Here is a 13,465-nt window from a genome sequence, read left to right on the forward strand (position 1 = left end):
AAAAAAACTGATCAAAAGATTATATCTTCTGATCAGCTTTTTGGAAGCTCTTTATGGATTACATTTGCCAAGGATGCAAATTCCTCCATGGTTAAAGTTTCACCGCGTCTTCCTCCATCTATTGCTGCGTTTTCAAGGAAGGTTTCTATTTGCTGTTTTGCAAATTTATCCTGCAAAAACCGGTTTAAGTTATTACGGAGGGTTTTTCTTCTTTGAGCAAAGCTTGCTTGAATCAATTCAAAAAAGAAATCTACATTATCTACTTGAACAGGCGGTTCTTTGCGCATCACAAGCTTTAACACACTGGAATCGACATTAGGCTGCGGCATAAACACCTGCTTCGGCACATTTAAAACGACACTGGCTTCCGTATAGTATTGTACGGCAATGCTAAGCGAGCCATAGCTTTTGGTATTTGGGACAGCAGCCATTCTATCCGCTACTTCTTTTTGGATCATCACAGTCAGGCTGGTAACCGGAAGCTGATCACGTACAAGCTTCATCAAAATTGGTGTCGTAATATAGTAAGGAAGATTAGCAACGACATGAATATCCTGACCTTCCTCGAAATGTGTCTGAATCACTTCTTCTACATTCGCCTTTAAAATATCATGATGAATAATTTCTACATTATCGTAATCGGCTAACGTCTCTTCTAAAATCGGGAGCAGGCGCTGGTCAATCTCAAATGCAACAACCTTGTCTGCATGAATAGCTAATTGCTCCGTTAAAGCACCCATTCCAGGTCCAATTTCAATAGCTCCTGTTTCCTTTGTTATCCCCGCTTGATGGATAATATTTTCCAATACATTCACATCAATCAGGAAATTTTGTCCTAAGCTCTTTTTAAATGCAAAACCATATTTGTTCAGCAGTTCTTTTGTTCTCGTCGGTGTTGCAATAAATTTTTTAGACATCCTGCTCCTCCTGCTCTATAACTTCCATCGCTTCCTCCAATTGTTTCTTGGGAATTTGGAATTGGGTAAGGCGTTTTAACAGCTGCTTTCCATTGGTATGTCCAATATGCAAAAGCTCTCCCAGACGTTTTCTCCGTCCGGCCGCCTTCTTACCTCCAATTAATCCATAATCAATCAGGTCTGCTTTGTTAATATCGCTATCCGAAAAATCCGCTAGTTCATAAACATCCGCAAGTGCTTTTTGAATATCCTCCACAGAGGCATGTTCAATACCTAAGCTTTTATTCATGGAATGCTTTGCCTTTGCCTGATCTCTTCGTAAAAAAGCGTGCTTGCAGCCGGGGATTGCCTGATTAATTAAGTGCCTGATCCGCTCGCCCGGATAATCCGGATCTGTAAACACAATCACTCCGCGCTTTTCTTTTGCATGACGAATTTTATCGAGCGTTGCTTTGTTCACTGCAGAACCATTTGTTTCAATCGTATCTGCATCCACAGCAAGTCTGATTCGTGTTGTGTCGTCCCGTCCTTCTACTACAATCATTTCTTTTATCTTCAATCGATTTCCTCCACTTTATTCCATAATACGACAGATTTAATCAATTTTAAAAAATCGTTTCGCATTTTCAGTTGTAATATTTCCAATTTCCGCTGTATTCATGTCACGTAATGCCGCAATATCTTCCGCTACACGTACTACATATGCCGGCTCATTTCTTTTTCCACGGTATGGATGCGGTGCTAGAAATGGGGCATCTGTTTCAATCAGCAGACGGTCTAAAGGGACCTGCTTTGCTACTTCCTTCGGCAACGGAGCATTCTTGAAGGTTACCGGACCGCCTAAGGAAATATAAAAATTCATATCCAGACATGTCTGGACATATTGGACAGAATCATTGTAACAATGCATGATGCCGCCAACCTCTGCAGCGTTTTCTTCCTGCAGGATAGCAATAATATCTTCTGTCGCTTCCCGGTTATGAATAATAATTGGCATTTTTACTTTTTTAGCAAGTGCGATTTGCTGACGAAAGACCTTCTTCTGTATATCTTTCGGCGATTTATCCCAATGATAATCCAAGCCCATCTCGCCAATCGCGACCACTTTAGGATGTTCTGTTAATTCTTCAATCCATTCCAATTCTTTCTCTGTCATATCAATTGCATCAACAGGATGCCAGCCGACTGCCGCATATATATTCTCATGTGCTTCCGCGATTTCAATAGCCAGGGGAATTGTTTCATGATCAAAACCAACCACGACCATATATTCCACACCTGCATCCTTTGCGCGCTGAATTGTCTCTTCTCTATCTTCAGCAAACTGCCTTGCGTTTAAATGAACATGTGTGTCAAATAACATTCTAATCATCCTTTTTTGTTCTTCTATCGAAAAGGAAGGAGCTGACATGAACACGATGACAGCTCCCTTCCATCTATTATTAATTAAGAAATCGGCGATCCGTTTGGTGCGCTTTCCGGTGCTGGAACGATTTCTAATTTCCCGTCCTTCTCGGCAGAAAGAATCATTCCCTGACTGATTTCTCCACGCATTTTACGCGGTTTAAGGTTCGCTACGATAACAACCTTTTTCCCAATCAATTTTTCCGGTTCCGGGTAATATTCGGCGATTCCCGACAAAATTTGTCTGTCAGCTTCATCACCAGCGTCCAGGCGGAATTTCAATAGTTTATCTGCACCTTCGACCTTACTGCAGTCTTTCACTTCCGCAACTTTCAGCTCTACTTTATCAAATACATCATATTTGATTTGTTTTTCTTTGGTAGAAACAAGCTCTGTTTCATTCGGGTCCCAAGTTTCTTCTTCTTCAACTGCAGCAGTTCCTCCCATTTGGGAACGGATATATTCTACTTCTTCTTCCACATCTAAACGAGGGAAGATAGGCTGCCCTTTTTTCACAACGGTAGTGCCTTCCGGGAAGTTTCCAAACGTAACATTCTCCCAGGCTAATCCGCTGGCTTCGTCTAAACCAAGCTGCTCGATGATTTTTTTCGGTGCATGCGTCAGACAAGGCTGAAGCAGCGTTGCAACAACACGTAATGTTTCTGCCAGATGTGCCATAACACTGGCCAATTCAGGACGCTTTTCCTCATCCTTCGCAAGAATCCACGGCTGTGTTTCATCAATATATTTATTCGCACGGGAAATTAACGTCCATACTTTTTTCAATGCATTACTGAATTCCATCTGCTCCATCGATTCTTGATAATCCTGGATAACAGATGCTGCCAGCTCCTGCAGATCAGCATCTTCTTTATTAATAACGCCGTTTACTGTAGGGACTTTTCCGTCAAAATATTTATTAATCATCGCTACAGTACGGTTCAATAAGTTCCCTAAATCATTTGCTAAATCATAGTTTACTCTGGAAACAAAATCTTCCGGTGCAAAGACGCCATCACTGCCAAAAGCAACTTCTCTCATTAAGTAGTAACGTAAAGCATCGAGACCATAACGCTCTACAAGCATTTCCGGATAAACCACATTTCCTTTTGATTTCGACATTTTTCCGTCTTTCATCAACAACCAGCCGTGGCCAAATACTTTCTTCGGAAGCGGCAAGTCTAAAGCCATCAGCATAATCGGCCAATAAATGGTATGGAAACGAACAATTTCTTTCCCTACCATATGCACGTCTGCCGGCCAATATTTTTGGAAGTTTTCATCATCATTTGTACCAAAGCCTAATGCTGTGATATAGTTTGCCAATGCATCGATCCATACATAAATCACATGCTTTGGATTACTTGGTACCTTGACTCCCCAGCTGAAGGTAGTACGGGATACAGCTAAATCCTCTAAACCTGGTTTAATGAAGTTATTAATCATTTCATTTTTACGCGACTCCGGCTGAATAAAATCTGGATGCTCCTCGTAATATTTTAATAAGCGATCTGCATATTTACTCATCCGGAAGAAATAGGACTCCTCTTTAATCAGCTCAACAGGGTGACCACTGTCCGGTGACTTCCCGCTGATAACATTACCATCCTCGTCCCTTTCAACATCTTCCAGCTGTGTTTCCGTATAAAACGTTTCATCCGGCACAGAATACCAGCCCTCATATTCATCCAGGTAGATATCTCCTTGTTTTAAGAAACGCTCAAAAATATCAGCTACAACCTTCTGATGCTGTTCATCGGTTGTGCGAATAAATTTATCATTGCTGATTTCAAGTTTCTTCCATAAATCCTGCATTCCAGCAGCCATGCCATCTACATATTCTTGCGGAGAGATATTTTGTTCAGCAGCCTTCTGCTCAATTTTTTGTCCATGCTCATCACTGCCTGTTAAATAAAACACATCAAACCCTAATAAGCGCTTATATCGCGCCATCGTATCGCAAGCTATCGTTGTGTATGCACTGCCAATATGTAATTTTCCGCTCGGATAATATATTGGCGTTGTAATGTAAAAAGTATTTTTGCTTCCCATCCGTTTTATTCCTCCTAGATTTGTTCCTATTTAAAAAATCTTGTCCTGAGATGTACAAGTGGCAGAAAGATTTCCCATTTATCTATAAAAAGATACATGCTATGAAACAAGCATTGCCATCTCATCCGAAAAAGATTCAAAATCAACTTTTAGAATTTCAGCTTTCGCCCTATTTTTTATGGTATCACATGACGCATATAAAATATCAACATCTATTGTAGCTATTATAACGTAATTTGCCAAATTGTGTACCTATTCACTCATTCTTTATCCAACTTCTTAGAAATTAATTTTACAAAAAAAGAGATACTTTCTTCCTCTTAAATAAATAAAAACGGATAAAAACCTGAATATTTATGAAAAAGGAATAAAACTTTTCCTTTTACAGTAAAATTGTATTGACAATACCAAATATTGTTGCTATTCTAATGTTATCAGTACCGACTAGTAACGACATTTTTTGCAATTTATCTCATTATTTGAAATTGTAATACTTATTTATTCAGAAAATTTTATTAAATCTAACATTGGAGGAATGAAGAATGAAATCTACTGGTATCGTACGTAAGGTTGATGAGCTTGGTCGCGTAGTCATTCCTATTGAATTACGCCGCACCCTTGATATTAAAGAGAAAGATACAATGGAAATATATGTAGACAATGATCGTATTGTCTTGAAAAAATACCGCCCAAATATGACCTGTCAAATCACTGGAGAGCTGACAGATGATAATCAGACCCTGGCTGACGGCAACCTCATCCTTAGCCCAGAGGGTGCAAAAATTTTACTGGAAGAAATTCAAAACCGTTTTAAATAAATTTAAAAGGCAAAAAAAGGACGACCTCCTCTATGTACGTAGGTCATCCTTTTTTTGCCTTTATTATCTAGCGAACTGGAACAAAGCTAATCAATATGGTAGCTCTGATAAACTTCCCTTTTCGGCACTTTCCGTTCGATGGCTGCCTGCTTAATGGCTTCTTTACTGGATAGATGCTCTTTATCCATCAACGCTTCTACATGTTCTTTCACAGATAACGCTTCCCACCAGCTTGATTCCTGCTCAAATGAAGCTGATTCTGCTTCCGTTGGACCTTCTACCACAATAACAAACTCGCCTCGCATGTCATTTTTCTTACTCCATGAAAAAAGTTCTTGTATGGTACCTCTAACAAATTCTTCAAATTTCTTAGAGATTTCTCTTCCTATGGCCGCTTTCCTGTCATTTAGGATACCTTCCATTTCCTGCAGGGTATCTTTGATGCGGTAAGGAGATTCATAAAAAATTAAAGTTGTATTAAAATTTTTTAATTTCTCCAGTGTTTCTTTTTTATCTTTTTTCTTTCTGGGAAGAAAACCGTAAAATGTAAAAGGCTGTGCTGTTAGGCCAGACCCGACCAGTGCTACGAGTGCCGCATTGGCTCCTGGTAACACGATGACATCCAGCCCTTCTTGAATAGCTGCTTGGACCAGCTCTGAACCAGGATCAGAAATCGCAGGCATCCCCGCGTCGCTTACAACAGCAACCGATTCTCCCTGACGAATCGTATCTAAAAGCTGTTTTTCTCTTTCCTGATGATTATGCTCATGATAGCTGATGAGAGGGGTGTGAATCTCAAAATAATGAAGCAGCTTTTTTGTATTCCTCGTATCCTCCGCAGCAATCAACTTGCATTCCTTTAATACCCGAATCGCCCGAAAAGTCATATCCTCCAAATTTCCAATAGGTGTCGGGACAACGTATAATGCAGCATGCTCCTCCGGCTGATAACTATTTTGGATATTCATTCATGGCACATTCCTTTCTCATAAGCTTGAATCATTTCCAGCTTTTCCTGGCGGGTTAATTTTTTTATTCGATATTCCTCGCGCAAGGCATCTGACTTATTTTCAAATGCGCATGTATAGATGATTTCAAAAGGCCCTCTTCCTCTAGTATATTTTGCCCCTTTTCCCTCTTCATGCATACGAATCCGATGCGCTAAATCATTTGTATATCCCGTATACAGCGTTCCGTCCTGACAATGTAACATATAAACCAAATGCTCTCCGTCAGCCATAGATAACTTCCTCTGCCTGCTTCGTATAGGAACCATCCTGTTCATAAATATAGAATGGCGGCAGGATTTTCACATCTGCTTTCCCGTCACGAATCCCTTCTATCAAGAGCATATTTGCTTCCTTTCCTTGTTTCGGATAAACAAATTGCACACGTTTGGGCTCGATACGGTACTTTCTAAATTGCTCTATAATATCTACCAGGCGTCCGGGACGATGCACCATGGCAACTTTTCCCCCGGGCCGGACATATCTTTTACAAGCTTTGACGACATCCTCTAATGTACAATACACTTCATGCCTGGCAATCGTAAGGTACGCATTATGATTATGCTCTGTTGCAGAGGGTGTTTTAAAATAGGGCGGATTACAGGTAACCATATCAAAAGCACTTTGATCCAGGGTCGACTGCATTTCCTTTAAATCCCCATGAATCATTCGTAATCGAGGTTGCAAATCATTTAAAGCGACATTTCTCTCCGCCATCTGAAAAATACGTTTTTGAATCTCCACCCCAATAATTTCCGCATTTGTCTTTTTAGACAGCAATAACGGAATGACCCCATTTCCTGTACACAAATCAAGAATTTTTCCTCGTTTTTTAGGGATAGAACTAAAATGAGCTAACAACACCGCATCCAATGAAAAAGCAAACGCTGTCGGGCTTTGGATAATTTTCATCGTTTCATCTGCTAATAAATAATCTAATCGTTCATCATCATATAGCTCCACCATTGGTTCACCACATCCTTATGTTCTCATTGGACAGCTTATCAGAAAAATAGCTGCCTTCATAGGAAGACAGCCATCCAATACGATACTTACCGTACTCTATTTCATTTTATCACAGCATGAGTGTCCGTCATTTTCCCCTTTAGGTTATAGAAGAAATATTTAAATATCCCTGGGGAAAAAACGGTCACTTCATCTCCTGATTAACTCAAGCTAATAATCATGGAGAGAAGAACACCACTCCCCATGGTTAAAGTTTCGTTTTATCAAAGAAGTCCAAGCAAAAAATACAATCTTCGTTTCGTCTCGGACTGCCAAACTCTAAACTGCAAATATGGAAACCTTCTTCATAAAGACGTGCTAAATTATCATAGCCTTCCCCCGGAAATATTCCTTTTTGTTGTTTAGAATCGCTTTTTTCCTGCTGTTTTTCCACAGATTCTTCTGTAAAACTGTCTAGGTGATTACGCAAATGATGATTTTCATGGGCCAACCGGTGATTTTCTTCAAGCAAATCACTAAGTTTACCTTTTAAATCACCTAACTGCTCATATAATTCACCAATTTGCTTCTCCATATCGGAAACTTGATCGAATATCTCTCTGTTTCCCAAGATTGATCACCTGCCTCTATTCTGTGACTTGTGCTACAATTCCTTCTTCGATTAATTCATCTAATGTATACTCCACAACACGTTCTTTATCTAAAAGCTCAATTTGAACCATTTTTTCTAATATATTTAACCCGACAACCTTTCCTTTTCCGTGCGGTGTCGGCATCGTTTCACCAATATCCGGGAGCTCTCTTTTTGCTGTTTCATATTCATCATTCTCATATTTCAAACAGCACATTAGCCTTCCGCATAAACCGGATATTTTTGCCGGGTTTAAAGAAAGATTTTGATCCTTTGCCATTTTAATAGACACCGGCTCAAAGTCTCCTAAGAAAGTGGAACAGCAGAGCATACGGCCGCATGGACCAATTCCGCCCAGCATTTTCGCTTCATCTCTGACTCCAATTTGCCTTAATTCAATACGTGTCTTGAACATCGACGCAAGATCTTTTACAAGATTTCTGAAGTCCACTCTTCCGTCCGCTGTAAAATAGAATATGATTTTATTGCGGTCAAATGTATATTCTACATCAACCAGATTCATATCCAGCTTATGCTGCGTAATTTTATCTGTACATATGTCAAAGGCTTTTTTCGCCTGATCCTGATTCTCTATAACCGTTCGCTTATCCTTCTCGTTTGCGATTCGGATTACTTTCTTTAATGGTAAAACTACATCTTCTTCATCGACTTGCTTTTCCGTAATGACTACTTTTCCAAATTCTATCCCTCTCACTGTCTCCACGATGACATAGCTATCTGGAGTGACCGGGTAAGAATCTGGATCGAAATAGTAGATTTTACCGGCTTTCTTAAAACGTACGCCAATAACTTCTAACATTTTTTCACCTCTGTATTTGAAGCGCTAGTTGTTCAATCACCAATGTTGGCTGAACATTTGCCTTTAATTTTCTTTTCGCCATTAAAATCTGATTTAAAATAGTCAATAATTGAGCTTGGGAAAACGTGATGACTATTTTTTCTAACTTAGATGAATCATTGGATAGCAGTATCGTATTGGCGTCTGTATATATATGCTGATGTAAAATATCTTTAAATCCTAGTATTAATAAGTCCAGACCTCGTTCTTGACCTTCTCTATCTTTAAAATGAGGTATCCAATTTTGATGAATGTATGTGTAGATATCCTCAGGCTGTGCAGTATACATTTCTACCCATTGTATCACTATTTTTCGCGCGTCTGCAAACCAATCATCTTGGGCAAGTTCGAGGGCTTCTGTCAGACTGTTTGTCAATGCACTTAAAAGTTTAGCATCGGTCTCATTCACACCCTCTTGCTGTAATCTTTCCTGCAAAATCCCCGGCGGAAGCGGCTGCAAATCAATAATCTGACAGCGTGATCGAATAGTTGACAGCATGGAGTGACCATTCTCTGTAAGCATCATAGCCGTTGTTTCCACACTTGGCTCTTCTAAAAATTTCAACAATCGATTGGCAGCATTTACGGTTAATGTATCTGCATCCTTAATGATATACACCTTCTGGTTGGACTCCATTCCCGAATACGTAAATTCCTTCTGCAGATTACGCACCTGTTCTATTTTAATAGAGGCGCCATCCGGCTCAATCCAGTGCATATCCGGATGGTTTCCAGAATCAATCCGCTGGCAATTGATACAGTGATTACATGGATTCTCTCCTTGGCGATTCATACAAAATAAATACTTTGCCAACAGAAGCGCCATTTCTTTTTTGCCAGTCCCTCGATCTCCTTGGAATAAATAAGCATGGGAAATACGATTCTTCTTGATACTATTCATTATCGTCCGGGTTGCTACAGGCTGTATTTGTTCTATCTCTTCCCATGTCTTCATCATTACTTCCACCTTTAAACAGGAGCTGTTTCTATTTATTTTTATGAAAGGCTGCTAAAGTCCTTTCGATATAAAAGCTTTGCTCAAGTATAAATATTAACTAATAACCCCTTGATTTCCCCGATTAATCCGAGAATATCAATGGTTTTCTTTTCTTCATCCATTAAATCTTCTGCTAACTGGGCAATCTTTTCATCAATTATCTTCACTGTAGACAATTGCCTGCTTCCTTGCATGCTGAAGCTTTGCTTTTTTTCTAAAAGATACCCTTCCGAGGTCGCTTTTTCCAAAAAGCCCTTTACCATTCGTTTAAACTTGACTAGTTCACGAAAGGAACGATATCGGCTCAGTTTATCTCCCTGCTCCGTAATCTGCTTCACCATTTGAGTAAATTCCTGGGTCTTCAGCTGTTCCGATTGGGATTGAACAAGGTTTTGAAAAGAGGCATTATTTGTCTGCGCCGGACGCTTTAAATTGCCATCTCTCGGTGTTACGATATCACTGGAAATCTTCATTGTTCTCCCCCTTCGGTTTAATCATATTACATAGCTTGTTTTTAAAACAGAATTCCTGTTTAGAATTGATAAAAGGACTCGATAGGCAAGATGAATACCGTAGCACCGCCAACTTCTACCTTCACTGGCTTTGGAATATACGAATCGGCATTTCCTCCCATCGGAGAAATTGGCGCCACCATCTGTTCACGATGCGAGCAATTATCACGAATAATTTCAAGCGCATCATTCACATACTCATCCTCACAGCCAATCATTAACGTGGTATTGCCTTCCTTTAAAAATCCGCCTGTTGTCGCTAATTTTGTTGTCTGGAATTTATTTTCACCTAATGCGTTTACTAAACGATTGGAATCTTTATCTTGAATGACCGTTATAATTAATTTCATGATTGACCAGCCCCTTTTGGCATATTTATTTATTAAATAAAGCTGTAATTCTTTCTAATACATCTTGATAGACCGCTTCAAGCGAACGATCAGCATCCACAGTTTGAAATCGCTCCGGAAAACGAGAACGGATCAGCTGATATCCTTCATAGACTTTCTCATGAAATTCAAGGGTTTCTAAATCCAAGCGATTTTTCTCTCTGTCTGCATTTGCTGATATACGCTCCAGTCCTTTTTTTGGAGAAATATCAAAGTAGAACGTTGTATCCGGCATACAATCCTCAATCACAAATTGATTAATCGCATATACCTCATCTACACCAATGCCTCTTGCATAGCCTTGATAAACCAGACTGCTGTCTACAAAACGATCGCATAATACAATTTTCCCTTGTTCTAATGCAGGAAAAACCTTTTCTACAAGATGCTGTCTTCTTGCTGCTGCATATAATAACGCTTCTGTTCTTTCTTCCATTTCCAGATGGAGAGGGTCATGGATAATTTCTCGAATCTTCTCGGAGATACGGATACCGCCTGGCTCTCTTGTCTTGATAACCTCTATCCCCCGAGCTGTCAGCTCTTCATAAACCTGATTTAGGATAGTGGTTTTGCCAGCTCCTTCGCCACCTTCAAATGTTATAAACAAACCAGTTGTCATCATCTTTCCCCTTTGTTCCTATATATGCGTATTCCTTCGTCCCTATGCTGTATTCGAACACCCTGCTCCACTAATTTTTCCAAATGTGCGATATGCATCTCTTGGATTCGTTCTCCTTTTAAGAGAAGCGGAATACCAGGCGGATAGGGAATCACTGCCTCAGCAGCTATCTCTCCTATGCTTTCCCTCATCGAGACCAGATACGTTGGATAATTATTCATTTCTTGATAAGACAAATCTAATTCTTGGACCTTTTCGGGAAAAAGATTTGTCCTCTCTATTGTAGCACGATTTACTGATTTTTTTAATGGATGCCCTATGGTTTTCAACCTTTTTTCCAGTGTATCTATTTCTTCCATCGGAGCAAGCCCGTGGACAAATAAAATTTGCTCATCCGTCGCAAGCTCCGGAAAAATTCCTGCTTTTTCGAGTAAGTTTACAACGGACTTTGTCGAAAAAGAATGTTTCACGTGGAACGTTAGCTTTAATGAATCGTCGGAAGGCATGAATTCCCAAAATGAAAAAGCGGAAAACAACTGCTTTACCTGTTCCACACTTTTTATCGTTTTGATTCGATCTTCTTTTGAAAAGTGTGCTAAAAAATGCCTTGCTATATCTAAAGAAGCCATAAGTATATAAGATGGACTGCTCGATTGGAAAATTTGTAAATAATGCGCAATTTGAGACGGATTGATACGGGAAGTCCCCAGATGTAAATACGAAGCCATCGTCATTGCGGGAGCCATTTTATGCGCAGAATGCACCACAGCATCTGCCCCCAGCTCTATCGCTGAAGCTGGAAAAGGGTCTCCTAAAGCAAAATGAACACCATGCGCTTCGTCTACTAGTACAGGGATATTGTATTGGTGCGCCTTATCAATCATTGCTTTCAATTGATAGGTTTGACCAAAATAATCCGGGTAGGTAAGAACGATTGCTTTGGCATCAGGATGCTGCTCTATGGCGGATGCTATGGTTTCATAGCTTGGACTTGTAAATCGGCTGACCTGCCCCTCCCATTCCGGAGCTAAAAAAACAGGCTGTGCTCCTGCTAACTCTACGCCATTCATCACCGACTTATGACAATTACGCTGAATAAGAATCTTATCTTCCTGCTTACACGCCGCGAGAATCATCGCCAGATTGCCAGCTGTCGATCCCCCAACCAGAAAAAATGTATGCTGGGTCTGAAAAAAAGCTGCTGCTAAGCTTTCCGCATCTGCAATAATTCCTGCAGGCGCATGCAAATCATCCATTCCTGTAATTTCAGTCACATCCCAGCGGAGCATGTGTTGAAAATCGTTATAATATGCAGATGGAAAAACTTGTCCGTGCTTATGGCCCGGTACGTGGAAAGAGATTGGATTCCTTTTTGCAAATGCTTGTAAATGCTCTGCTAATGGCATACGCTGCTGCTCCATTTGTCTGCCTCATTTCTTTATATATGTAAATAAACAAACCAATTCATTAAAATTGATTTGTTTATTATGGTGTACTTCTTATTATACCAAGCAAGTGAAAGGGATGAAAAACATGGATACAAAAATGACTATTATTCCACTTTTTTAATGTTAACAAGTATTTTTCTTCTATTTTATCCTAACAAAAAAGCCTTTGCATGCAAAGACTTGTAAAAGGGGATTATATTAAGAATGTAATGTTGATTGATTGATATTTTTTAACTTTGAGAGATAGTATTGATATTTTTCTTCCCGCGGCTCCGTATGAATCATATTATGCTCACATTCCGAACATAAAAACATGGAATACAAATGAATACCGTTTTCCTTTGGTTCCTCACAAATTCCGCAATACTCATACTCTTGAACTTTTTGCTGCTTCATTTCTCCACCTCCGTTAAAACTAGTATCTCCTAATCTAACGGATGCTATACATAGATATTATTTTTTAGATTTTTACTCAATCTAAAAAATAAAACAGCGTCTCAAAGAATAAATAAATGAATCGCTGCAAGGGAACCGACACCGAATATACCAAGAAATCCAGATACCAGGACTGTAAATAGATTAATTGGAATATGCAGGCCAACAGCCCCTCCAAATACATTCAAGAAAAAAAGCAGCAATACACCTATCCCCAGCTTCATCGTTGCTTTCCCAATATGTTTCATTGGTTTTACCGGCGCACCTACAATAAATAAAATAATAATTAATCCGACAATCGTTCCAATAAATAGTGTTGAATTCATTCCTCTCCCCACTTTCCTTCCATCACTTTAACTTATTTCTATGATTTACCGGAAGCGATTAGAACAGGTTTTAAAAGCAGCAGGA

At 39.6% G+C, this 13,465-nt stretch carries 17 protein-coding genes; 1 reads left to right on the plus strand and 16 read right to left on the minus strand.

The window, feature by feature from the left end; all coding sequences use genetic code 11:
- Positions 1-32: 32 nt before the first annotated feature.
- The 4 genes from rsmA to metG form a co-directional block, all read right to left on the minus strand.
- Complete coding sequence (gene rsmA, locus ACW0TQ_RS19755; RefSeq protein WP_212929461.1) at positions 33-917, minus strand: 16S rRNA (adenine(1518)-N(6)/adenine(1519)-N(6))-dimethyltransferase RsmA; 885 nt, start codon at positions 915-917, stop codon at positions 33-35.
- Positions 910-1,476 carry a ribonuclease M5 gene (rnmV, locus tag ACW0TQ_RS19760; RefSeq protein ID WP_193063803.1) on the minus strand — a complete coding sequence of 189 codons (567 nt, stop codon included), beginning with the start codon at positions 1,474-1,476 and terminating at the stop codon, positions 910-912. Before rnmV ends, rsmA begins: the two co-directional genes overlap by 8 nt.
- Before the next feature lie 36 nt (positions 1,477-1,512).
- Positions 1,513-2,280: a TatD family hydrolase gene (locus tag ACW0TQ_RS19765; RefSeq protein ID WP_332093956.1), complete on the minus strand. Its 768-nt coding sequence runs from the start codon at positions 2,278-2,280 to the stop codon at positions 1,513-1,515.
- An 83-nt stretch (positions 2,281-2,363) separates the two neighbouring features.
- The gene (gene metG / locus ACW0TQ_RS19770) at positions 2,364-4,373 is read right to left on the minus strand and encodes a methionine--tRNA ligase (RefSeq protein WP_212929463.1); all 2,010 of its coding nucleotides are present in this window, start codon (positions 4,371-4,373) and stop codon (positions 2,364-2,366) included.
- A gap of 542 nt (positions 4,374-4,915) precedes the next feature.
- Here metG and abrB point away from each other — a divergent pair.
- Positions 4,916-5,191: a transition state genes transcriptional regulator AbrB gene (gene abrB / locus ACW0TQ_RS19775; RefSeq protein ID WP_040977653.1), complete on the plus strand. Its 276-nt coding sequence runs from the start codon at positions 4,916-4,918 to the stop codon at positions 5,189-5,191.
- An 86-nt stretch (positions 5,192-5,277) separates the two neighbouring features.
- Here abrB and rsmI read toward each other — a convergent pair whose 3' ends face one another.
- From rsmI to ACW0TQ_RS19835, 12 genes are all read right to left on the minus strand, one after another.
- Positions 5,278-6,159: a 16S rRNA (cytidine(1402)-2'-O)-methyltransferase gene (rsmI, locus tag ACW0TQ_RS19780; protein WP_042528583.1), complete on the minus strand. Its 882-nt coding sequence runs from the start codon at positions 6,157-6,159 to the stop codon at positions 5,278-5,280.
- The gene (locus ACW0TQ_RS19785) at positions 6,156-6,431 is read right to left on the minus strand and encodes a GIY-YIG nuclease family protein (protein ID WP_042528584.1); all 276 of its coding nucleotides are present in this window, start codon (positions 6,429-6,431) and stop codon (positions 6,156-6,158) included. Before ACW0TQ_RS19785 ends, rsmI begins: the two co-directional genes overlap by 4 nt.
- Positions 6,424-7,164: a tRNA1(Val) (adenine(37)-N6)-methyltransferase gene (locus ACW0TQ_RS19790; RefSeq protein WP_193063799.1), complete on the minus strand. Its 741-nt coding sequence runs from the start codon at positions 7,162-7,164 to the stop codon at positions 6,424-6,426. The genes ACW0TQ_RS19785 and ACW0TQ_RS19790 overlap by 8 nt, the downstream gene beginning before the upstream one ends.
- 247 nt (positions 7,165-7,411) lie before the next feature.
- Complete coding sequence (gene yabA, locus ACW0TQ_RS19795; RefSeq protein WP_042528586.1) at positions 7,412-7,774, minus strand: DNA replication initiation control protein YabA; 363 nt, start codon at positions 7,772-7,774, stop codon at positions 7,412-7,414.
- Positions 7,775-7,790: 16 nt separating this feature from the next.
- Positions 7,791-8,615: a PSP1 domain-containing protein gene (locus ACW0TQ_RS19800; RefSeq protein ID WP_042528587.1), complete on the minus strand. Its 825-nt coding sequence runs from the start codon at positions 8,613-8,615 to the stop codon at positions 7,791-7,793.
- A gap of 4 nt (positions 8,616-8,619) precedes the next feature.
- Positions 8,620-9,609 carry a DNA polymerase III subunit delta' gene (holB, locus tag ACW0TQ_RS19805; RefSeq protein WP_042528588.1) on the minus strand — a complete coding sequence of 330 codons (990 nt, stop codon included), beginning with the start codon at positions 9,607-9,609 and terminating at the stop codon, positions 8,620-8,622.
- 83 nt (positions 9,610-9,692) lie between these two features.
- On the minus strand, positions 9,693-10,124 hold the full coding sequence (locus tag ACW0TQ_RS19810) for a YaaR family protein (protein ID WP_193063797.1): 432 nt from the start codon (positions 10,122-10,124) through the stop codon (positions 9,693-9,695).
- 59 nt (positions 10,125-10,183) lie between these two features.
- Positions 10,184-10,513 carry a cyclic-di-AMP receptor gene (locus ACW0TQ_RS19815; RefSeq protein ID WP_040977662.1) on the minus strand — a complete coding sequence of 110 codons (330 nt, stop codon included), beginning with the start codon at positions 10,511-10,513 and terminating at the stop codon, positions 10,184-10,186.
- 25 nt (positions 10,514-10,538) lie between these two features.
- Positions 10,539-11,171, minus strand: coding sequence for a dTMP kinase (tmk, locus tag ACW0TQ_RS19820; protein ID WP_256705458.1), 633 nt, complete (start codon positions 11,169-11,171; stop codon positions 10,539-10,541).
- On the minus strand, positions 11,171-12,592 hold the full coding sequence (locus ACW0TQ_RS19825) for an aminotransferase class I/II-fold pyridoxal phosphate-dependent enzyme (RefSeq protein WP_042528591.1): 1,422 nt from the start codon (positions 12,590-12,592) through the stop codon (positions 11,171-11,173). The genes tmk and ACW0TQ_RS19825 overlap by 1 nt, the downstream gene beginning before the upstream one ends.
- A gap of 225 nt (positions 12,593-12,817) precedes the next feature.
- Complete coding sequence (locus ACW0TQ_RS19830; protein ID WP_042528592.1) at positions 12,818-13,015, minus strand: sigma factor G inhibitor Gin; 198 nt, start codon at positions 13,013-13,015, stop codon at positions 12,818-12,820.
- Between the two features lie 101 nt (positions 13,016-13,116).
- Complete coding sequence (locus tag ACW0TQ_RS19835) at positions 13,117-13,380, minus strand: pro-sigmaK processing inhibitor BofA family protein (protein ID WP_042528593.1); 264 nt, start codon at positions 13,378-13,380, stop codon at positions 13,117-13,119.
- Positions 13,381-13,465 lie beyond the last annotated feature (85 nt).

Source organism: Oceanobacillus sp. M60, from assembly GCF_053839645.1.

Bases quoted from the DNA above. Each gene is read 5' to 3' on its own strand.
- abrB (WP_040977653.1), top strand. From the start codon at position 4,916: ATGAAATCTACTGGTATCGTACGTAAGGTTGATGAGCTTGGTCGCGTA.
- metG (WP_212929463.1), bottom strand. From the start codon at position 4,373: ATGGGAAGCAAAAATACTTTTTACATTACAACGCCAATATATTATCCG.
- ACW0TQ_RS19765 (WP_332093956.1), bottom strand. From the start codon at position 2,280: ATGTTATTTGACACACATGTTCATTTAAACGCAAGGCAGTTTGCTGAA.
- ACW0TQ_RS19825 (WP_042528591.1), bottom strand. From the start codon at position 12,592: ATGGAGCAGCAGCGTATGCCATTAGCAGAGCATTTACAAGCATTTGCA.
- ACW0TQ_RS19800 (WP_042528587.1), bottom strand. From the start codon at position 8,615: ATGTTAGAAGTTATTGGCGTACGTTTTAAGAAAGCCGGTAAAATCTAC.
- tmk (WP_256705458.1), bottom strand. From the start codon at position 11,171: ATGACAACTGGTTTGTTTATAACATTTGAAGGTGGCGAAGGAGCTGGC.
- ACW0TQ_RS19830 (WP_042528592.1), bottom strand. From the start codon at position 13,015: ATGAAGCAGCAAAAAGTTCAAGAGTATGAGTATTGCGGAATTTGTGAG.
- ACW0TQ_RS19790 (WP_193063799.1), bottom strand. From the start codon at position 7,164: ATGGTGGAGCTATATGATGATGAACGATTAGATTATTTATTAGCAGAT.
- rsmA (WP_212929461.1), bottom strand. From the start codon at position 917: ATGTCTAAAAAATTTATTGCAACACCGACGAGAACAAAAGAACTGCTG.
- rsmI (WP_042528583.1), bottom strand. From the start codon at position 6,159: ATGAATATCCAAAATAGTTATCAGCCGGAGGAGCATGCTGCATTATAC.
- ACW0TQ_RS19835 (WP_042528593.1), bottom strand. From the start codon at position 13,380: ATGAATTCAACACTATTTATTGGAACGATTGTCGGATTAATTATTATT.
- ACW0TQ_RS19810 (WP_193063797.1), bottom strand. From the start codon at position 10,124: ATGAAGATTTCCAGTGATATCGTAACACCGAGAGATGGCAATTTAAAG.
- ACW0TQ_RS19785 (WP_042528584.1), bottom strand. From the start codon at position 6,431: ATGGCTGACGGAGAGCATTTGGTTTATATGTTACATTGTCAGGACGGA.
- ACW0TQ_RS19815 (WP_040977662.1), bottom strand. From the start codon at position 10,513: ATGAAATTAATTATAACGGTCATTCAAGATAAAGATTCCAATCGTTTA.
- holB (WP_042528588.1), bottom strand. From the start codon at position 9,609: ATGAAGACATGGGAAGAGATAGAACAAATACAGCCTGTAGCAACCCGG.